The organism is Tardiphaga sp. (assembly GCF_041424195.1).
Lineage (GTDB): Bacteria > Pseudomonadota > Alphaproteobacteria > Rhizobiales > Xanthobacteraceae > Tardiphaga.
Map to the genome: position 1 here is coordinate 13131 of NZ_JBGMOE010000165.1, position 20406 is coordinate 33536.

Annotated in this window: 21 protein-coding genes; 16 read left to right on the plus strand and 5 right to left on the minus strand. The window is 64.4% G+C overall.

What is annotated here, in order from left to right:
• Window positions 1-11: 11 nt before the first annotated feature.
• Entirely contained in the window at window positions 12-776 is a 765-nt protein-coding gene (locus tag ACEK02_RS22045; protein ID WP_371423681.1) for a 16S rRNA (uracil(1498)-N(3))-methyltransferase, read from the minus strand.
• 202 nt (window positions 777-978) lie between these two features.
• On the opposite strand from ACEK02_RS22045, the gene ACEK02_RS22050 reads away from it, so the two are divergent.
• The 7 genes from ACEK02_RS22050 to ACEK02_RS22080 all read left to right on the plus strand — a co-directional run bounded on the left by ACEK02_RS22050 (window position 979) and on the right by ACEK02_RS22080 (window position 7448).
• The gene (locus ACEK02_RS22050; protein WP_371423682.1) at window positions 979-1680 is read left to right on the plus strand and encodes a hypothetical protein; all 702 of its coding nucleotides are present in this window, start codon (window positions 979-981) and stop codon (window positions 1678-1680) included.
• A gap of 25 nt (window positions 1681-1705) precedes the next feature.
• Window positions 1706-2638, plus strand: coding sequence for a 4-hydroxybenzoate octaprenyltransferase (ubiA, locus tag ACEK02_RS22055; protein ID WP_371423683.1), 933 nt, complete (start codon window positions 1706-1708; stop codon window positions 2636-2638).
• Between the two features lie 34 nt (window positions 2639-2672).
• Window positions 2673-3611, plus strand: a complete 939-nt coding sequence (locus tag ACEK02_RS22060) for a LysR substrate-binding domain-containing protein (protein WP_371423684.1) — start codon at window positions 2673-2675, stop codon at window positions 3609-3611.
• 145 nt (window positions 3612-3756) lie between these two features.
• On the plus strand, window positions 3757-4299 hold the full coding sequence (locus ACEK02_RS22065; protein WP_371423685.1) for a thiamine pyrophosphate-binding protein: 543 nt from the start codon (window positions 3757-3759) through the stop codon (window positions 4297-4299).
• Window positions 4287-4883: a thiamine pyrophosphate-dependent enzyme gene (locus tag ACEK02_RS22070; protein WP_371423686.1), complete on the plus strand. Its 597-nt coding sequence runs from the start codon at window positions 4287-4289 to the stop codon at window positions 4881-4883. The genes ACEK02_RS22065 and ACEK02_RS22070 overlap by 13 nt, the downstream gene beginning before the upstream one ends.
• 114 nt (window positions 4884-4997) lie before the next feature.
• Window positions 4998-5993 carry a Bug family tripartite tricarboxylate transporter substrate binding protein gene (locus tag ACEK02_RS22075; protein ID WP_371423687.1) on the plus strand — a complete coding sequence of 332 codons (996 nt, stop codon included), beginning with the start codon at window positions 4998-5000 and terminating at the stop codon, window positions 5991-5993.
• 18 nt (window positions 5994-6011) lie between these two features.
• Window positions 6012-7448, plus strand: coding sequence for an FAD-binding oxidoreductase (locus ACEK02_RS22080; protein WP_371423688.1), 1437 nt, complete (start codon window positions 6012-6014; stop codon window positions 7446-7448).
• Between the two features lie 29 nt (window positions 7449-7477).
• On the opposite strand, the gene ACEK02_RS22085 is transcribed toward ACEK02_RS22080, so the two are convergent.
• Window positions 7478-8002, minus strand: coding sequence for a DUF6101 family protein (locus ACEK02_RS22085; RefSeq protein ID WP_371423689.1), 525 nt, complete (start codon window positions 8000-8002; stop codon window positions 7478-7480).
• Between the two features lie 284 nt (window positions 8003-8286).
• On the opposite strand from ACEK02_RS22085, the gene ACEK02_RS22090 reads away from it, so the two are divergent.
• From ACEK02_RS22090 to lpxK, 6 genes are all read left to right on the plus strand, one after another.
• Window positions 8287-9687 carry a TldD/PmbA family protein gene (locus ACEK02_RS22090; RefSeq protein WP_371423690.1) on the plus strand — a complete coding sequence of 467 codons (1401 nt, stop codon included), beginning with the start codon at window positions 8287-8289 and terminating at the stop codon, window positions 9685-9687.
• Complete coding sequence (locus ACEK02_RS22095) at window positions 9674-10483, plus strand: 3'(2'),5'-bisphosphate nucleotidase CysQ (protein WP_371423691.1); 810 nt, start codon at window positions 9674-9676, stop codon at window positions 10481-10483. The genes ACEK02_RS22090 and ACEK02_RS22095 overlap by 14 nt, the downstream gene beginning before the upstream one ends.
• Window positions 10484-10544: 61 nt before the next feature.
• Complete coding sequence (locus ACEK02_RS22100; RefSeq protein WP_371423692.1) at window positions 10545-10790, plus strand: DUF4170 domain-containing protein; 246 nt, start codon at window positions 10545-10547, stop codon at window positions 10788-10790.
• Entirely contained in the window at window positions 10787-11500 is a 714-nt protein-coding gene (locus tag ACEK02_RS22105; RefSeq protein ID WP_371423693.1) for a lysophospholipid acyltransferase family protein, read from the plus strand. Before ACEK02_RS22100 ends, ACEK02_RS22105 begins: the two co-directional genes overlap by 4 nt.
• Entirely contained in the window at window positions 11460-12797 is a 1338-nt protein-coding gene (locus ACEK02_RS22110) for a 3-deoxy-D-manno-octulosonic acid transferase (protein ID WP_371423694.1), read from the plus strand. Before ACEK02_RS22105 ends, ACEK02_RS22110 begins: the two co-directional genes overlap by 41 nt.
• Window positions 12790-13800, plus strand: a complete 1011-nt coding sequence (gene lpxK / locus ACEK02_RS22115) for a tetraacyldisaccharide 4'-kinase (RefSeq protein ID WP_371423695.1) — start codon at window positions 12790-12792, stop codon at window positions 13798-13800. The genes ACEK02_RS22110 and lpxK overlap by 8 nt, the downstream gene beginning before the upstream one ends.
• 101 nt (window positions 13801-13901) lie before the next feature.
• On the opposite strand, the gene ACEK02_RS22120 is transcribed toward lpxK, so the two are convergent.
• On the minus strand, window positions 13902-14129 hold the full coding sequence (locus ACEK02_RS22120; protein WP_371423696.1) for a DUF2093 domain-containing protein: 228 nt from the start codon (window positions 14127-14129) through the stop codon (window positions 13902-13904).
• 119 nt (window positions 14130-14248) lie between these two features.
• Complete coding sequence (gene xseA, locus ACEK02_RS22125; protein WP_371423697.1) at window positions 14249-15853, minus strand: exodeoxyribonuclease VII large subunit; 1605 nt, start codon at window positions 15851-15853, stop codon at window positions 14249-14251.
• 83 nt (window positions 15854-15936) lie between these two features.
• On the opposite strand from xseA, the gene purD reads away from it, so the two are divergent.
• Together purD and ACEK02_RS22135 are read left to right on the plus strand one after the other, a co-directional pair.
• A complete protein-coding gene (purD, locus tag ACEK02_RS22130) occupies window positions 15937-17220 on the plus strand; it encodes a phosphoribosylamine--glycine ligase (protein ID WP_371423698.1) in 1284 nt (427 codons plus the stop codon).
• Between the two features lie 67 nt (window positions 17221-17287).
• Window positions 17288-17542 (plus strand): hypothetical protein, encoded by a 255-nt coding sequence (locus tag ACEK02_RS22135; RefSeq protein WP_371423699.1) that lies wholly within the window; start codon window positions 17288-17290, stop codon window positions 17540-17542.
• On the opposite strand, the gene ACEK02_RS22140 is transcribed toward ACEK02_RS22135, so the two are convergent.
• Complete coding sequence (locus tag ACEK02_RS22140; protein WP_371423700.1) at window positions 17513-17959, minus strand: nucleoside deaminase; 447 nt, start codon at window positions 17957-17959, stop codon at window positions 17513-17515. The genes ACEK02_RS22135 and ACEK02_RS22140 overlap by 30 nt on opposite strands.
• 160 nt (window positions 17960-18119) lie before the next feature.
• On the opposite strand from ACEK02_RS22140, the gene ACEK02_RS22145 reads away from it, so the two are divergent.
• A complete protein-coding gene (locus ACEK02_RS22145) occupies window positions 18120-20405 on the plus strand; it encodes a pseudouridine synthase (protein WP_371423701.1) in 2286 nt (761 codons plus the stop codon).
• The last annotated feature ends 1 nt before the right edge of the window (window position 20406 follow it).

Genomic DNA, 20406 nt, shown 5'->3' on the forward strand with positions numbered 1-20406 from the left:
ATGGCAGCGGGTTATTTGCCTACTTGGTTACCATTCCAGTCACCAAGGGCCGTCTGCACCAGCGCCAGCGCCGCGACGGCCGCCGTATCGGCCCGCATGATCCGCGGTCCGAGCGCCAGCCGCAGGATATTGGCCTGTTTCAGCAGCAAAGCCCGTTCTTCCTCGGCAAAGCCGCCTTCCGGGCCGATCAAGACGTCGATTCCGGCTGAGGCGGCCTCCCGGGCGCCGGTCAGCGCGGCCACGGGATCGGCCACTTCAGCGGCCTCGTCGCAGAAGATCAGCAGTCGGCTGGCATCCCGCTGGTCGAGATATTTGGGCAGGTTCAGCGGTTCGGCCACAGTGGCCACGCTCAGAATCCCGCATTGTTCGGCCGCCTCGACCACATTGGCCCGCATCCGCTCGGTATTCACCCGGCTGGCCTGGGTAAAGCGCGTCATGACCGGCTGCAGCGCCGCCGAGCCCATCTCGATGGCTTTCTGCACCATGTAATCGAGCCGGGCATGCTTCAGCGGCGCGAACACATAGGTTACGTCGGGCAGGCGATCCTGCGGCCGCGTTTGCGCCAGCAGGGTCAGGCGGTCTGCCCGCTTGCCGCCGGAAATGGCGGCCTGCCATTCGCCGTCCTTGCCATTGAACACCAGCACCGAGGCGCCGGCGCTGAGCCGCAGCACATTGCCGAGGTAATTGCTCTGGTTGCGGTCGAGCGAAATGGTCGCGTCGGCTGCAAAAGGCGCATCGACAAACAGGCGGGGACTGCGGAAATCGGCTTGCGGCATCGTTCATGTTCCATTCAGAGGGCGAGCTTTAGCCCAACTGCGACGAATTATCATGCGGGATCGCGGGTTTGCGCCGTGCTGCCGCCCGAATCCCCGTGCTGTTGGTGGGTTGTTAAGGCTTGGCAGGAATCGTAGAAAGTCCTGAATCAGGATGGGCTTCGCCCCCGTTCAGTCGGGGCACTGAGCTGCCGGAGGAATATCTGTGATCATCCGTCGTTTGATTGTGCCGCTCACCATGGCTGTCTTCGCCATGCAGGCTATCGAAGTTCATGCGCAGGGCGCGTTTCCCGCGCCGTTGCCGGGCAATAGCGCTGCTGCGCCTGCCAGCTCGTCGCCGTTCCCGCCGGTAAATGGCGCGCCGGCGGCTTCGCCATTTCCGCCGGTCAATGGTGCCGCGGCTGCGCCCAGCGCGTTTCCCTCGAATGGCGCAGCGCCAATCGGTGGCGGCGGCTTCGGCGCCCCCCCGCCGCAGCAGGCGGGTCCGCCCGGCGGCGAAGATTGCATGAAGGGCTTTCTGCCCTTGCGTCAGGACGCCGAAAAGAAGGGCGCTGCCATCAAGGCTGCGAGCGAGCGTCGCGCGCCTCCGGACGAGGCCTGCAAGCTGATCACTTCTTTCTCGCAGACCGAAGTCAAGATGATCAAATACATCGAGGCGAATGCGCAGAAGTGCGGCATTCCACCGAATGTCGGCGAGCAAATGAAGACCGGCCACAAGAACACCGAAGGCATGCGGCAGAAGGTCTGCAGTGTTGCCAGTCAGCAGCAGCGTGGTGGTGGCCCGGCGGCTGCACCGCGCCTCAGCGACGTGTTGGGCTCCTCGGCCTCGCTGCCGGAAGCGAACAATGCGCGCAAGAGCGGCGGCACCACCTTCGATACGCTGAACGGCAACGTGCTCACCCGATGATCGGGTGGCAGATCATTCTGTTCCAATGAGCGACGCGGCCGCCCGCGTTGCGGATGCGACCGGCAACTGGGTCGATCGCTCGGCGCCGTTGTGGTCGCGGCCCTATCTGCGGCTGTCGCGCTTCGACCGTCCGATCGGCTCATGGTTGCTGCTGATGCCATGCTGGTGGTCGGCGGCACTTGCCTCCGGCACGGCGCACGATATCCATCAATTGCCGAGGATGATCGTGCTGTTCTTCATCGGCGCCTTCGTCATGCGCGGCGCCGGCTGCACCTGGAACGACATCACCGATCGCGACCTCGATGCGAAGGTCGAGCGCACGCGCTCGCGGCCGATCCCGGCCGGGCAGGTCACGGCGAAACAGGCTTTTGCATTTCTGGTGCTGCAGGCGCTGATCGGCCTCGTGGTGCTGCTGCAATTCAACACCTTCGCCATCGCCACGGGTATCGCTTCGCTGGGCATCGTTGCCGCCTATCCCTTCATGAAGCGCATCACCTACTGGCCGCAAAGCGTGCTCGGCCTCGCCTTCTCGTGGGGCGCGCTGATGGGCTTCGCCGTGGTGTTCGGCCGCATCGATGCGACGGCGCTGCTGCTTTATGCCGGGTCGATCTGCTGGGTGATCGCCTATGACACGCTCTACGCCCATCAGGACACCGAGGACGACGCACTGATCGGCGTGAAGTCCACCGCGCTGCTGTTTGGCGAACGCACGCGTCAGGCATTGATGCTGTTCTACGGCGCGGCGGTGTTGCTGATCGGCGTGTCGCTGCTGCTGGCCGGTGCACGCTGGCCGGCATGGCTCGGCCTCGCGGCGTTCGCACTGCATCTGGCCTGGCAGGTCGCACGCACCGATATCAGCGACTCCGCATTATGCCTGCGGTTGTTCAAATCCAACCGCGACGCGGGGCTGCTGCTGTTTGCAGGATTGCTTGTGGATGCCATCATGCGTGCGGCGTAATCGCGCCGCCTGAAGCATTGATGGACCCACAGAGATGGACGTCGCGCAGCTCAAGACACTCATCCACGTGGCCGAACTGGGCAGCCTGAGCAAGGCCGCCGATCGCCTGCGCATCGCGCAGCCAGCCTTGAGCCGGCAGATCAGATTGCTGGAAAAAGAGCTCGGTGCCGTGCTGTTCGAACGGCACGGGCGCGGCATGGTCATCACGGAGATCGGCCGCGAAGTTCTCAACCACGCCACCCGCGTGATGACCGAGCTCGATGCCATCCGCAATGTTGCCTCGGAGGAAAGCGCCTCGTTCAAGGGGCTGGTCTCCATCGGCACGACGCCGACGGTGGCGGAGATCGTCACCGTTCCCCTGGTCAAGAAGATCAAGGACGTGCATCCGCACCTCTCGATCCGGTTGTCATCGGCGTTTACGGGCCATCTGCTCGACTGGCTGCAGCGCGGCGAGCTCGAACTCGCCGTATCTTATGATCCGCAGCCTCTGCGCTCGCTCCGCATCGTGCCGGTCATGATGGAGAACCTGTTATTCGTCAGTGCCGGCAGCAGGGGATTGCGGATGGATCGCCCCGTTCCTTTCGCGGCGCTAGCTCACGAAGAGCTGGTTCTCCCCAGCCTGCGCCACGGCTTGCGCGGGATCATGGAAGAATGCGCGCGGCAGGCCGGCATCCAATTGCGCGGCACCGTGGAGGCGGACTCCTTCGGCGCGATGATCGATCTGGTGCGCAATGGCGTCGGCTCCACCGCGCTTCCGCTCGGGCCGATCCACGCGCTGGTCGAGAGCGGCGTGCTCTGTGCGGCGCCATTGGTCGATCCCACACCCGCGCGCAAGCTGGTGCTGGCCTATCCGGCAGACCGCTCGGTCAGCGCGGCGGCGCGTTTTGTCGGTGATACATTCACGGAGATCGCGGCCGATCTCGTCGCCCGGAATATCTGGGTCGGCCACATGATCGATCCCCGGAAAGTGTAGCTGCGTCGCACCATTCGCGCGCGACTGATGTTGCAACGCCAGAGATCAAATCTCGGCATATCTCCTTATGCAAATCGGTATGCGATGCGCCGTCTGCTTTAAGGTAAGCCTGACGCCGCGCATGTTGCGAGCAATGGAGACTGGAATGACCGATGCAGGGCCCATGCCCGGTTCACAGGTGGATTGGCGGCACGATGTGTTCCGCATCCTGAAGGAGGCCGACGTCAAGCATGTGGTCTATGTGCCCGACGCCGGTCATTCGACGGCGATCCGTCTCGCCGACGAGGACAATGCGATCAATTCCGTGGTGCTGACCACCGAGGAAGAGGGCATCGGTTATCTCGCAGGCGCCTGGCTCGGCGGCGAGCGCGGCGCGCTGCTGATGCAGTCGAGCGGCGTCGGTAACTGCATCAACACACTGGCGCTGCAGGCCTGCACGCGCTTTCCGCTGCTGATGGTCGTGACCATGCGCGGCGACTGGGCCGAGTTCAACGGCTGGCAAAACCCGATGGGGCAGGCGACGGAGAAGGCGCTTAACCTGATGGGCGTGCTGACCTGGCGCGCCGACGAGCCGCAGGATGTTGCGCCGCTGTTGCATGGCGCTGCATCGATGGCATTCAATGGCGATGCAGCCTGCGCATTGCTCCTGGGGCAGCGTTTGATTGGAGAGAAGCAGTGGGTCAAGTAAACGCAGGCGGCGCGCTCGATCGCCGCGAGGTCGTGCAGAAGCTGCTGGCCGGCCGCAAGGATCTGCTTGTTGTCACCGGCCTCGGCTCACCATCCTATGACGTGATGGCGGCCGGCGATCACGACAACAACTACTATCTCTGGGCGGCGATGGGCAGTGCGGCCATGGTCGGCCTTGGCTTGGCCACGGCGAAGCCGGATCATTCGGTTCTGGTCATCACCGGCGATGGCGAGATGCTGATGGGGATGGGCGGGCTCGCCACCATCGCCACCCGCAAGCCGGCCAATCTCACCATCGCGATTCTCGACAACGGGCATTTCGGCGAGACCGGCATGCAGGTCAGCCACGCGGGTCTAGGCGTCAATCTCGATCGCGTGGCGCAGGCCTGCGGCTTCGGGTGGACGCGCGAGATCCGCGACATGGCCGGCGTGGAGGATCTGCGCAGCCGACTGTCGTCACGCGATGGCGTCAAGCTCGCGACCATCAAGGTGAAAGCCGAAAACCCGCCGCGCGTGCTGCCGCCGCGCGATGGCGTCTATGTGAAGAACCGGTTCCGCGCAGCGCTCGGACACACGCCGCTCTGAACAAAGGGAAGGGCGTTCATCCATATGGATGGATGCCCTTCTGACGATCGCTGGAATACCCAATGCTGGAAAACCAGTGTGGGAAACAAAAACATCATCAAGGGTAGGGAAACAATGGCGAGCAAGATCACGCGCCGCACGTTCTGCCGCACGGCGGCCGTTGCGGCGTCCAGCATGATGATTCCGGGCACCCTTGCCTGGGCACAGGCGGACCTGCCGAAAAGCCCGATCACGCTGATCGTGCCTTTCGCGGCCGGCGGGGCCACCGACATTGTCAGCAGGCATGTCGCCAGAAAGGTCTCCGATCAGCTCGGGCAAACGATCCTCATTGAAAATGTCGGCGGCGCTGGCGGCGTGGTCGGTGCCACGCGGGTCGCGCGCGCCAAGCCCGATGGGCTGACGCTGCTGATGGGCACCATCTCCACCCACACTATCAACCCGCTCATGGCGAAGGTGCCGCCCTACGATCCGGTGAAGGATTTCACGGCGATCTCGATGCTGGTCACGGTGCCCAATGTGCTGATGGTGTCCAAGCAGGTGCAAGCGACCACCGTCAAGGAACTGATCGCACTGCTCAAGGCCGATCCGACCAAATACAGCTATGGGTCGTCCGGGGTAGGCACGCCGCCCAATCTGTCGGGAGAACTGTTCAAGGTGCAGGCGGGCGTGAAGATGGAGCACGTGCCCTATCGCGGCGGCGCGCCGGCCATGAACGACCTGATGGGCGGACAGATCCCCGTCCTGTTCGACGTGCTCAGCGGCGCAGCACCCTTCATCAAGGCAGGCTCGATCCGCACGCTGGCTGTCACCACCAAGAAGCGGTCGCCATCCTTCCCCGATATTCCGACCATCGCCGAGTCCGGCCTGCCTGATTACGAGACCTATACGTGGAACGCGGTGTTCGGCCCGCCCGGCATGGCGCCGGCGCTCGCGGAGCGGTTGAGTGCGGAGTTTCGCAAGGCCGTCGCCGATCCGGATGTGGCGAAGCAATTGCGCGAGCTGAGCGGCGATCCGGTGGGCTCGACCGGTGCCGAGCTCGAAGCACAGGTCAAGGCCGAGGGCGTGAAGTGGGGCCCGATCATTCAGGCTGCGGGTTTGAAGGCTGAGTAACCCGCGAAAGGATAGTCGTTGACCTCTCCGAAGACCGATCACGCCGCATTTCTGGCGGCCGTGGCCGCAGTTACTGGCGGCAAATATGTTCGCACGGGTGCGGATGCCGACCCCTATCAGCAGGATTGGCGTGCGCGCTATCGCGGCGCTGCCCTTGCGGTAGCGCTGCCGGGAAATACCGAGGAGGTGGCAGCGCTGATGGGCGCCTGCCGCCGCTTCGGTGTCGCCGTCGTGCCGCAGGCGGGCAATACCGGCCTGACCGGAGGCGCGGTCGCGCCGGACGGGTTGGACTGTCTCATCATCAATGTCTCGCGCCTCAATCGCGTGCGCGCGATCGATCCGCTGAACAATGCGATGACACTGGAAGCCGGCTGTATCCTCGCAGATGTCCGGGCCCTTGCCGAACAGCACGACCGTCTGTTTCCGGTATTGCTCGGCAGCGTCGGCAGTTGCGAGATCGGCGGGCTGATCTCCACCAATGCCGGCGGCACCGGCGTGCTGCGCTATGGCAATATGCGCGAGCAGGTGCTGGGCCTTGAAGTGGTTCTGTCCGACGGGCGGATCTGGAATGGGCTGAAGGCGCTGCGCAAGGACAATACCGGTTATGATCTGAAGCAGCTCTTCATCGGTGCCGAGGGAACGCTCGGCATTGTGACAGCCGCGGTGCTCAAGCTGCACCCGAAGCTGACGGCATCGGCCACCGCCATGGTGTCGCTCCGTACGGTCGGCGATGCCGTGAAACTGTTGCAGCACATCCAGCAGGCGACGGGCGCGCGGCTCGAAGCCTTCGAGCTGATGTCACAAAGCCAGTTGCAGATCGTGCTGCGTCACAGCACCCGGCATGCCAGCCCGATGGCCGGCGATGATCCCTGGTATGTGCTGCTCGAACTGGCCGACAGCGCCGCCGACTGGGAGCCCGTTGAGCGTCTCGAGCGTGCTCTGGCGTCGGCCATGGAGCGCGATCTGATTGTCGATGCGGTGATCGCCAGCGATCAGGCCAAGGCCGACCGGATCTGGAACCTGCGGCACACGATTTCGGAATCGAACAAGCGCGAGGGCTTCACCGTGTCGAATGACACGTCGGTGCCGATCTCCGCGCTGCCGGATTTCATCGACCGCGTGACGCTTCGCTTGCAGAAGACATTTCCGCGGGCGCAGGTCGCTCACTGCGGCCATGTCGGTGACGGCAATGTCCATGTCATTATCGTCTTTCCTCACGACATAGGTGATGCCGATGTGCGTGAGGCTGCGGCGGGCGAGGCCAATACGATCGTGCATCAGGAAAGCGTTGCGTCAGGCGGCAGCATCAGTGCCGAACACGGCATCGGCCGCATGCATATCGATCGACTTCCGCTTTATGCGTCGGACGTCGAGCTCGATCTGATGCGGCGTGTGAAGCTTGCGTTCGATCCCGATCGGATGATGAATCCGGTCAAGGTCTTGCGATTACCGTGAGTGAAGCGGCAGGAAATCCTGCCTGCTTCCTAATGTCGCGCGATGATCTCGCGCTCGCCTCTGTAGATGCCGGCTTCGCCGAGCAGTCCGCCGGGACGACGACGCACCAGAAATTTCGGGCGGCGTTCGCGGATCGCGTTGCGGCGGCGACGACGCTGCGATGGTTCACAGGTCTTCTCCTCGGGCAATTGCGGAAGCGCGAAGATCTCGCTCCACATCTGCCAGGCCATATCGATTTCTTCGCGGTCGGAACTGACCAGCAATGGAATCGACAGTGATGGATCGCGATGCGCGAGCATCAGCATCTTGCCGTCGTCGAGACCGCGCAGGGTGACGCCGAGAAAGTCGCTGACGCGCACATTGATCGCCATGCGCATGCCGCTGACGGCCCGATGCAGGACGACCCGGGTACGATGCAGTTCGATATGGCGGACCGCTCCGTCGGCGCGGGTATCATGCGCCTCGAAACGAACCGGAAGTGAATGGGGATCGAGCCGCAATGCGCTGCTCGATCCCGGGGCATGGGCCCCACCTGTCGCTGTTTGATGCCTCACGGCTTTTTATCTCCCCGCCGGAATTATGTTCCCGGTCGATGGAGAGAGCTTGCCAGAGCCGGTTCGGAATCGGCTTAAAAAGCCTGGTTAATCGAATCCGACTGCCCTTCATGATTGACAGAAGCTTGGCAGGCATGATTGACGAACCGTTGCGAGAGCCCTGAAATTCTTTCCTTTTCGGCCCGGCAAATGCTTGAAGTCCCTGTGAAATAAGCACATCTCTAGCAGCGGCCACCGCCGCTTCGGATCTGTTGAAATCGTCTCTCAATGTTGGGATTTTGTTCGTGAACTCTTCACCAAACGCATCGTCGTCTGTCTCCACGAAATCCGACAATTCCGATCTGCTCGATCAGTCCGTACTCTCCACGCTGGCGCAGCGTCTCGTCGAGGCTGCCAGGAAGGCCGGCGCGGATGCCGCGGATGCGGTCGCGGTGCGCGGGGTGTCGCATGGCGTCGAAGTGCGCGATGGCAAGGTCGAAGCCTCCGAGCGTTCGGAAGGCGACGATATGGGATTGCGTGTGTTCGTCGGTCGCCGTCAGGCGGTGATCTCCACCAATGACATGTCCGGCGACAATGTCGCGCAACTGGCCGAGCGTGCTGTCGCGATGGCGCGCGTCGCACCTGATGATCGATATGTCGGCCTTGCGGATCCCGCGCTGCTCGCCCGCGATTTTCCGAAGCTCGATCTGCTCGATCCCGTCGTGCCGTCGGTGAGCGAACTCGAACGCCGTGCGGTGGAAGCCGAAGCGGCGGCGCTCGCGGTGAAGGGCGTGACCAAGTCCGGCGGCGCATCGGCGTCCACCGGCATCGGCGGCATGGTGCTTGTGACCTCGACCGGTTTCCACGGCTCCTATCTGCGATCGAGCCAGGGCGTCTCGATGACTGCCATCGTTGGCGACGGCACCAATATGGAACGCGACTACGCTTTCACCTCGGCGCTCCATGCGTCCGATCTGGAGTCGCCGGCCAGCGTCGGCAAGCTCGCGGGCGAACGTACGGTGGCGCGGGCCAATCCGCGCAAGGTGCCGACCTGCAAGGTGCCGGTGGTGTACGATCCGCGCGTTTCGAACTCGCTGGTCGGTCACGTCATCGGTGCCGCCAATGGCGCGTCCGTCGCGCGCAAGACCACGTTCCTGAAGGACAGTCTCGGCAAGCAGTTGTTCAGCAGCAATATCCGCATCATCGACGATCCCCTGCGCGTGCGCGGCCTGCGCTCGCAGTCCTTCGATGCCGAAGGTGTTGCGACGAAGCAGCAGGCGATCATCGATGGCGGCGTGCTCACGACGTGGTTGCTGGATTGCGCGACCGCGCGCGAGCTCGGCATGACGACCACAGGCCACGCCCATCGCGGCGTGTCGTCGTCACCATCGCCCGGCGCGTATAACCTGCACATGGAAGCGGGCGATGTGAGCCCCGAAGACCTGATCGCGGATATCAAGGAAGGCTTTTACGTCACCGACCTGATCGGCTCCGGTGTCAATGGCGTGACCGGCGACTACAGCCGCGGCGCCGGCGGATTCTGGATCGAGAACGGCAAGCTGACTTACGCGGTGAGCGAGATCACCATTGCCGGTCATCTGTTCGAGATCTTCAAGTCGATGACGCCGGCGAACGACCTCACTTTCAAATACGGCGTCAACGCGCCGACCGTGCGCGTCGAGGGACTGACGATTGCCGGACGCTGATCTCGATACAGACAAACGGCTCGCGCACGATGTTGCCCTGATGGCGGACACAGTGCGGGCGGCCGGCGAGCTCGGCCTCGCAATGTTCGGTACAGAACTCAGGAAATGGACCAAGGGCGAATCCTCCCCTGTCTCGGAAGCGGATATCGCCGTCAACGATCTGATCGAGAAGCGGCTCCGCGCGGCGACCCCTGGTTATGGCTGGCTCTCCGAGGAAAGCGCGGACGATGCGACACGGCTCGGCAAGCGTCTGACCTGGATCATCGATCCGATCGACGGTACCCGCAGCTATCTCGCCGGGCGCGAGGACTGGTGCGTCTGTGTCGCACTGGTCGAGGATGCCCGGCCTGTGATGGCAGCGGTATTCGCACCATCCACAGATGAATTTTTCCTGGCGGTCAGGGGGCAGGGTACCACCTGCAACGGCGTTCCGGTTGGGGCGACCATGGGCACAGAGATGGATTTCTCCCGCGTGGCCGGTCCGAAGCCGCTGGTCGAGCGAATGGTCCATCCCAGGGAAGATATCACCCTCTATCCGCGAATCGGCTCGCTGGCGCTGCGGTTGTGCTGGATCGCCAATGGCCGGCTGGATGCGGCTTTTGCCGGGGGGCAGAGCCGGGACTGGGATCTGGCCGCCGCGGATTTGATCGTCCACGAAGCGAATGGTAAGATGACCGAGCTTTCCGGCGAACCGATCCTTTATAATCGCCGGGAAGTGACGCACGGATTGCTGGTCGCAGCGGGGGCCGAACGTCATGCTTACATCGTTGAGCAGTTCAAAAATCGCCGGATCTAACCGGCAGCACCATTATCTTTGACTTATCTGATCGCAGCCGTTCGCTGCAGGAACAGGATTCATGTCGGACACACCACAGCAACTGCTTCATCTGGTCATCGGGGGCGAGCTGACCAACCTGAAAGAGACGACGTTCAAGGATTTGAGCCAGGTTGAAATCGTCGGCATCTATCCGAATTACGCTTCCGCCTTCGTGGCCTGGAAGGCCAAGGCGCAGCAGACCGTCGACAACGCCCACATGCGTTACTTTATCGTCCACCTCCATCGGCTGCTCGATCCGGGTCAAGACGCGAAGCCGACCGCTTGAAACGACTGCTTCGAAACACGCTGCGCAGCAGCTGGGTTCAGCGCGCCGCGGGTTTTCTCGCGGCCGAATTTTTGCGGCTGGTCTGGAAGACCAACACCTTCACCTTCGATCCCGTCGATGTCTATGACATCGTCGAGCCGCAGATGCCGGTCATCCTGGCGTTCTGGCACGGCCAGCATTTCATGACGCCGTTCATCCGGCAGAAGGACTATCGCGGCGCGGTGCTGATCTCCAAGCATCGCGACGGCGAGTTCAACGCGCTGGCCGCCGAGCGGCTCGGCATCGCCACCGTTCGCGGTTCCGGCGATCATGGCGGCGCGTTTCATCGCAAGGGCGGTGTCGGTGCGTTCAAGGAGATGGTGCGGGTGCTGGAGCGCGGCATCAACATGGCACTGACCGCCGACGTGCCGAAGCGTTCGCGCGTCGCCGGCATGGGCATCATCATGCTGGCGCGCGAAAGCGGCCGGCCGATCATGCCGTTTGCCATGGCCACCAGCCGCTACGTCCAGCTCAACAACTGGGATCGCACCACCATCAACCTTCCGTTCGGCCGCGGCGTGCTGGTCGGCGGCGAGCCGATCAATGTGCCGGCCGATGCCGACGGCGCCACGATGGAAGCGTTGCGCCTGCAGCTCGAGGCCACGCTGAACGAGGTCACCCAGCGCGCCTATGACGCGGTGGGTCGACCGGAAGGTGCGGGTCGTGGCTAACGCTCTGCCGATCACGCTGCGCGCCTATCGCAGATTGTCTGCGGCGTTGTCGCCGCTGGCGCCGATCCTGATCCAGCAACGGTTGAAGAAGAACAAGGAAGATCCCGCGCGCCTCGACGAGCGCCGCGGCATCTCGCAGATTGAGCGCCCCACCGGACCGCTGGTCTGGGTTCACGGCGCCAGCGTCGGCGAGGTATTGGCGGCAGCGGCGCTGATCGAGCGGCTGCGCGCGCTGGGCATGCGCATCCTGCTGACCTCGGGCACGGTCACCTCGGCCGAGATCATCGCCAAGCGATTCCCGGCCGATATCATCCACCAATACATTCCCTATGATTCACCGCGTTTCGTGGCGCGCTTCCTCGATCACTGGAAGCCGAGTCTGGCACTGTTCATCGAGAGCGATCTCTGGCCGAACCTCATCATCTCCGCCGCCAAGCGCCGGCTGCCGATGGTGCTGATCAATGCACGCATGTCGCAGCGCTCGTTTCCACGCTGGCAGAAGTTCTCGACAACCATCGGCGCGTTGCTCGGCCGTTTCGAGATTTGCCTGGCGCAGTCTGAAACCGACGCCGAGCGCTTCAGCGCATTGGGGTCGCGCAGCGTCGTCGTCACGGGCAACCTGAAGCTCGACGTGCAGGCGCCGCCCGGCGACGCCGTGAAGCTGGACAAGCTCATGGCGGTAACACGCGGCCGCCCCGTCATCGTCGCATCCTCGACGCATCCCGGCGAAGAGGAAATCATCCTCGAGACCCACAAGACGCTGATCAGCTTCTTCCCGAAATTGCTGACCATCATCGTGCCACGCCATGCCCATCGCGGCGCGGATATCGCGCAGATGATCACCGTTGCAGGTGCGCAGGCAGCGTTGCGGTCGCGCGAGGAATTGCCGCATGCAGGCACCGATATCTATGTCGCCGACACCATGGGCGAACTCGGCCTGTTCTATCGCCTGTCGCCGGTGGTGTTCATCGGCGGCTCGCTGGTGCCGCATGGCGGACAGAATCCGATCGAGGCGGTGAAGCTCGGTGCATCCGTGGTGCACGGCCCGCATGTGTTCAATTTCACCGATGTCTATGACGCGCTCGATGGTGCCGGCGGCGCGAAGCTCGCTGGCTCGTCGGAGCAACTCGTCAAACAACTAGGCCAGATGCTCGGCAACGATGCCGCGCGTGAAGCCGCCATCGATGCCGGGCAGCGTGTCGTCGAACGGCTCGGCGGCGCGCTCGATCGTACCCTGCATGCGCTGGAGCCCTATCTGCTACAGCTCCGGCTTGAGGCAGGAGCCCATGATGCGTGAGCCGGCGTTCTGGCAGCCGCCGTCGACATGGCTGTCGCGTCTGCTGATGCCGCTTGGCGCGATCTATGGCGAGATCGCTGGCAGCCGCATGGCGCGCAAGGGCGTCGATGTCGGCATTCCCGTTCTCTGCGTCGGCAATTATCACGTCGGTGGTGCCGGCAAGACGCCGACCACGCTGGCGCTGGTACAGGTGCTGCGCGATCTCGGCGAGACGCCGGTGGTGCTGAGCCGCGGCTATGGCGGCCGGCTGCGCGGCCCGGTGAAAGTCGATCCGTCAAGGCACGTGGCTGCGGATGTCGGCGACGAGCCGCTGATGATGGCGCGTCAGGTGCCGGTGGTGATCTCCGGGGATCGCGTCGCAGGCGCAGCGCTGGCCCGCTCGACCGGTGCAAGCGTCATCGTGATGGATGACGGCTTCCAGAATCCCGCGATCGCCAAGGATGCTTCGCTGATCGTGATCGACAGCAATCGTGGCCTCGGCAACGGACGCGTGTTGCCAGCGGGGCCTTTGCGCGCGCCGCTCGACCTGCAGATCGCACGCACCGATGCACTGGTCGTGATCGGCGATGGCGTTGCGGCGGCGGGTGTCGCTGCACTGGTCGCCGGCAAGGGCGGCCCGGTGCTGACGGCGCGTCTCGTACCGGACGAGACATCGGTGGCTGCCCTGCGCGGCAAGCGCGTGCTGGCCTTTGCCGGGGTTGGTGATCCCCAACGCTTCTTCCGGACGTTGCGTCTCGCCGGTGTGGATGTCGCGGTAGAAAAGGCCTTCGCCGATCACCACCCGTATACGCCCGGTGAGATCGATGCGCTGGTCCTGCAGGCGAAGCGCGATGGCTTGACGCTGGTGACGACGGAGAAGGATGTCGTCAAGCTCAGCAACATGCCGGTCGCGGCAGAGATCGTGCCGTTTGCCGTTACGCTGGTCTTCGAGGACAAGGCGGCGCTGCAGGCTTTGGTGATTGAGAGGCTCAATCAGGCAAGAGTGAAGACGCTGAGATCGTAGGATGGGTAGAGCGTCTTCGCGAAACCCATCACTTCTGTCGCGTGTGATTGATGGGTTTCGCTCCGGCGCGACTGCGCCTGCGCTCTACCCATCCTGCGCCTTTACTTCTGACCCTTCACCGCGTCCGGATAATGCCGCGCGAGCACCGCGTTCGGCACCGCATAGGCTTCCTGCCGGTCGACGCTCCAGTATTTCAGCTCGTCGAGCGGAATGCGCTCGCCGGTGATGGCGCAGATCACGTAGGTGCCCGGCGAGACCACGCGGAAATCGCCATCGAGATATTGCAACTGGGCTTCGCCGTGGCCCGGAGGGCCAAATTTGTTCAGCACGGCTGGTCTCCTGGATCGTCACTAAGTCGTCTTGCCGGATCGGTCACCGGCCCTGAATGTCGTCTTGTCGTAGCATAAATAAGGCCGCAGCGTCGCCCGTTAAAGTCGACCGCGCGACTCTAGAACAGGCTGCCTTGATCGATCTTAGGCGCCTTTTTCGGCGCGGCCGGCGCTGCGGGCTTGGCCTCGCGCGGAGCAGGCGCCGTGCGGTCGCCATCTGCGGTCACGCCGATGCGTCCATCCGCAAATTCGATGCTCAGGCGGGCGCCCGCTCCGACAGCGGCGGCGGCATGCAGCGCCGCACCTTGCTCGTCGCGCACAAGCGCGAAGCCGCGCGCCAGCACGCTGCGATAGGAGAGGGCGGAGAGGAGCTGGCTCGAGGCCTGCACGCGGGCCTGCTGGCGCTGCACCAGCGTCATCAGCGCGCGGCGGGCGCGCTCCGACAGGCGCAGCGCACGTTCCCGGTCGCGTGTGATGGCATTGCGCTGTGCCTGCGCATTGGCCAGCTTCGAGGCTTTCAGCCGCACTTCCAGTCCGGCAAAACGATCGCGTCGCTGCCGAAGCAGCGCACGCGCCGAGAGGCTCAACCGTTCGCCCGATACCGTCAGGCGCTGCGTGGCATGGGCGATCTGTGCGCGTAGCACGCGCAGCGTGAGGCCGGCACTGGCCTGCGCGAAGCGGCGATGATGCGCGTGTGTGTTGGCCTTCAGCGCACGCGGCAGCGACGCGCTCGCGCCATCGAGACGCTGGCGCGGAATGGCGAGCAACTCGCTGAGGTCGGGCAAGGCGCGCGCCGCAGCGCGCAGCTCGTTGCGGCGGGATTCCTGCCCGCGCTGCCAGCACAGCATCATGCGGCGCTCGAAACCTGATATCTCCACCATCAGTTCGGCGCGCACGGGCACCGCCATTTCGGCAGCGGCCGTCGGTGTCGGCGCGCGCTTGTCGGCGGCGAAATCGATCAGCGTGATATCGGTCTCGTGGCCGACGGCCGAGATCAGCGGGATCATGCTCTCCGCTGCGGCACGCACCACAATTTCCTCGTTGAACGACCACAGGTCTTCCAGCGACCCACCACCACGCGCGACGATGAGCAGATCCGGCCGCGGAATCGTGCCGCCTTCGGGCAGCGCATTGAAACCGTGGATCGCGGCGGCCACCTGTTCGGCCGAGCCTTCGCCCTGAACCTTCACCGGCCACACCAGCACGCGGCGCGGGAAGCGGTCTTCCAGCCGATGCAGGATGTCGCGGATGACCGCGCCGGTGGGCGACGTCACGACGCCGATCACTTCCGGCAGCCATGGCAGCAACTGCTTGCGCGCTTCGTCGAACAGGCCTTCCGCGCCAAGCTTGCGCTTGCGCTCTTCCATCAGCGCCATCAGCGCGCCGACGCCGGCGGGTTCGATGGCTTCGATGACGATCTGGTATTTCGACGAGCCGGGATAGGTCGTCAGCTTGCCGGTGGCGATGACTTCGAGGCCTTCCTGCGGCTTGAACCGCATCCGGCCGTGGACGCCCTTCCAGATCACCGCCTCGATCTTGGCGCTCTCGTCCTTGAGCGAAAAATAGCAGTGGCCGGAGGAATGCGGCCCGCGAAAGCCGGAGATCTCGCCGCGCACCCGCACGTTCCCGTAAGCGTCCTCCACCGTCCGTTTCAGGGCTGAGGACAGCTCGGAGACGGTGAATTCGGTGGAATTCGTGAGGGGAGCAGCGGCAGTTTTGGGCATCGGGGACTCGAGCTGTTGCGGCACCGAATTAGCATGCTAAAGGCTGTCGCAACCATCAAAAACCCCCGGTCTGGCAGTCTCTCATGAACATTCTCCTCCTTGGTTCCGGTGGTCGCGAACACGCGCTGGCGTGGAAACTCGCCGCCTCTCCGCTGCTGACCAAGCTCTGGTGCGCGCCCGGCAATGCCGGCATCGCCCGGGAGGCCGAATGCGTGGCCCTCGATGTCGCCGACCATGCGGCCGTGATCGCCTTCTGCCAGACAAACAAGGTCGATTTCGTCGTGGTTGGTCCCGAAGCGCCGCTGGCGGCGGGGATCGTCGACGATCTGGCGGCCGTCGGGATCAAGGCCTTCGGGCCGGGCAAGGCCGCCGCGCGTCTCGAAGGCTCCAAGGGCTTCACCAAGGATCTCTGCAAGGCCAACAACATTCCGACCGCCGCCTATGAGCGGTTCAGCGATGCGGATGCCGCGAAGGCCTATATCCGCGCGCAGGGCGCGCCAATCGTGATCAAGGCCGATGGTCTTGCCGCGGGGAAGGGCGTCGTTGTCGCGATGACGCTGAAGGAAGCGGAAGACGCCATCGACATGATGCTCGGCGGCGGCTTCGGCGCGGCCGGCGCGGAAGCCGTGGTCGAGGAATTCATGACTGGCGAGGAAGCCTCGTTCTTCGTGCTGTGCGACGGCGAACATGCATTGCCGCTGGCCGCCGCGCAGGATCACAAGCGCGCTTTCGATGGCGACAAGGGACCGAACACCGGTGGCATGGGCGCCTATTCTCCTGCGCCTGTGTTTACCGATGCGATCCGCGATCGCACCATGAAGGAGATCATCTACCCGACGCTGCGCGCCATGAGCGCGATGGGCACGCCCTATAAAGGCATGCTGTTTGCCGGCCTGATGATCACCGACGAAGGCCCGAAGCTGATCGAATACAATGCGCGCTTCGGTGATCCCGAGACCCAGGTGTTGATGGTCCGGCTGATGTCGGATCTGCTGCCGGCCCTGATCGCCTCCTGCGACGGGCAGCTCAAGAATTTCGACCTCCGCTGGTTCCCGGATCCCGCGCTCACCGTGGTCATGGCCGCAAAGGGCTATCCCGGCGACTATGAGAAGGGCACCCGGATCGCCGGCCTCGACCGGGCCGAGAAGATCGAGGGCGTCGAGGTGTTTCATGCGGGCACCAAGGCCTCGGGCGACTGGATTCTCGCCAATGGCGGGCGCGTCCTCAACGTGACCGCGTCGGCCAAAACCGTCGGCGAGGCCCAGCGCCGCGCCTATGAAGCCATCGGCCTGATCAACTGGCCGGAAGGTTTCTGCCGCCGCGATATTGGCTGGCAGGCGGTGGCGCGGGAGCGCAAGGGCAAATAACGGTACCCTGGGGTTCTGTCAGGGAACCGAAGGTTGCATGGCGCGTTGATGGGGCTGTGAGGTACCCATGGTGCACTATTACTTCGACCTCAAGAACGGCACGACAAAGCGCGACCACGCCGGTCAGGAGCTGCGCAGTGACGCCGAAGCGATTGCACAGGCTAATGTGATTGCCGATGGACTCAGCGCACGGTCGGCGACGCATCAGGACCATGCGCGCCACATTTGCGTCATTCACGAGGACGGGCACGAAGTGACCCGCGTTCCCATCGATGTTGCCGCCGGCAAAGCCTCAGCGCCGCGCTTTAAAAAACGCTCGTAGCAGCGTGGCAGACTGGGTTTCCCCCACGGACGGATAGACCTCCGGCGCGTGGTGGCAGGTCGGTGACGCGAAGAACCGCACGCCGGAATCGACCCCGCCGCCCTTGGGATCGGCAGCCCCGTAATACAGCCGCCTGATCCGGGCGAAAGAGATCGCGCCGGCGCACATGGTGCAGGGCTCCAGGGTTACATAGAGATCGCAATCGACCAGCCGCTCGCTGCCGAGCCTGGCCGCGGCCTCCCGGATCGCCAGCACCTCGGCATGGGCGGTCGGGTCGCGGTCCCGGATGGTGCGATTGCCGGCGGTGGCGATCACCTCGTTATTCCCGACGATGACGCAGCCGATCGGCACTTCGCCGGCATTTCCGGCACTTTCGGCCGCCTTCAGCGCCAAATCCATGAAAGAAGGTGCGGTCAACGGCTCGTTTCCTGCGCAAAACTCTGCTACGGAGTTGCATTCAGCAAAAGTGGATACTGGTTTTGCGTGACAATGCGCCCCAATGAGCGCGCATTTTCGGCCCGCGAACCGTTTCCGCACCGCTCAACCCAATTCAGCTTCCGCTGCAGTGAGACCCTTCATGCCCCGCGACAACGACAAAAACAACGGCCCCTCGCGCGGCCGTCCTCCGGGCGGAAAAGGCGGAGCCGGCAAGGGCCGCTCCGGCGCCGCACGTGGTCCCGAGAAGAAATTCGCCAAGCGCGATGGCACCTATGCACCGAAACCGGCAGGTGCCGGTGGCGAGAAGCGCTCCTTTGGTGGCAAGCCTTCCGGTGGCAAGTCCTTTGGCGCCAGGCCTTACGCTGGCAAGCGCGATGACGACCGCGCGCCGCGCCGTGACTATGGCGATGCGCCGCGTCGCGATCGTGACGACGCACGTCCGGCCCGCTTCAACCGCGACGATCGTCCGGCACGCAGCGGCGGTGGCGATCGCCCGGATCGCGGCCCGCGCAAGGATTTCGGTGACCGCGAGAAGCGGCCCTATTCGCCGCGCGCCGGCGCCGGTGGTGGCGACAAGCGTCCCTACAGCCCGCGTGGAGATTCCCCGCGTGGCGACCGTCCGAATTTCAACAGGGATGACCGCGCCCCGCGCGGCGACCGCGGCGATGCGCGTCCGGCCGGACGCTTCTCCGACAAGAAGTTCGGCGAGCGAAAGCCATACGCGCCGCGCGATGGCGGCGGTGAGAAACGCCCCTATACGCCGCGCGGCGAAGGTTTTCGCGGCGGCGATGGTGACCGTCCGCGTCCGCGCTTTGATCGGCCGCAAGGCGATCGCAACGATCGGCCACAGCGTGAGCGCAGTGATCGCCCGCAAGGCGATCGTCCGCGCGGCGACCGGCCCTTCAGCGCCGAGAAGAAGTTCGGCGGCGACAAGAAATTCTCCCGTGGTGCGCCGGATCGCGGCGGCCCGCGCAAGAGCTTTGGCGATCGTCCCGATCGCGGTGATCGTGGTGGGCGTGATTTCGAGCGCGGCCCTGATCGCAGCGAACAGAAGCCCTGGCAGAGGCGCGAAGGCGGCTCGGATGATCGTGGCAGCCGCAGCGCGCGTCCGCCGCGCGATGGCGCGCGCAATTTCGATCGGCCGAAATTCGACAAGCCGCGCTTCGAGCGTCCGCGCGAGGACCGTCCGGAGCGTGGCGATAGCGAGCGTCCGCGTTTCTCGCGTCCGCGAGAAGATCGCCCAAGCTTCGATCGTCCGCGCGAGCCCCGCGGCCGCACCGACTGGCAGGAGCATGGTCGCAGCGAGCGTCGTGATGGCGACGAGCGTCCGCGTCGTGAGAACGAGGACGACAGCAGGATCTTTGCGAAGCGTCCCGCCTTTGGTGGCCGCGGTGAATATCGCGAGCGCGATCCCGAGCAGCGTCGTCCGGCGCGCCTTCCCGCTGCAAAGAAGGCCGGTGAGCGTATCGCCAAGGTCGTGTCGCGCGCGGGCCTGTGCTCGCGCCGCGATGCCGAGGAATGGGTCACGCAGGGCCGCGTCGCCGTCAACGGCCGCGTGATCAACTCACCAGCGCTCGATGTCTCGACCAACGATGTCATCACCGTGGACGGCAAGCCGTTGCCGGCGCCGGAGCGCACGCGCCTGTTCCTGTATCACAAGCCGCGTGGCCTGATGACGACCCATGCCGATCCCGAGGGACGGCCGACGGTGTTCGATCATCTGCCCGAGGGCCTGCCGCGCCTGATCTCCATCGGCCGGCTCGATTTCAACACCGAAGGCCTGCTGCTGCTCACCAATGACGGCGGTCTCGCGCGCACGCTCGAACTGCCGGAGACCGGCTGGCTGCGTCGCTATCGCGTTCGTGCGCATGGCGAAGTCACCCAGGCGCAGCTCAATGAGCTCAAGAACGGCGTCGAGGTCGACGGCGTCAAATACGGCTCGATCGATGCGACGCTGGAGCGCGACAAGAGCGCCAATGTCTGGATCGTGTTCGCGATCCGCGAAGGCAAGAATCGCGAAGTGCGCAACGTGCTGGCGCATCTCGGCCTCGAAGTGAACCGCCTGATCCGCATCTCCTACGGTCCGTTCCAGCTTGGTGAAATCGAAGAGGGACAGGTCGACGAGGTGAAGACCCGCGTGCTGCGCGAGCAGCTCGGCGAGAAGATCGCGGAAGCCTCCGGCGCCGATTTCGGTCGCCAACTGCCGAGCAAGGGCGACGTGTCGCTCGATCCGGTGATCGTGAAGAAGCCGGTGCTGAAGCGCTCCACGGTGGAAGACCGCAAGGGCCGTCGCATCCTGGTGCAGCGTGCCGGCTCGGAAGAGTCGCGCGCCCGCAATGAGGACGCGGCCACCTTCGGCGGTCCGCCAAAGAAGCCGAAGCGCGGCTATCACGGCAAGCGCGATCTGAAGCCGCGGGACGAGTAAT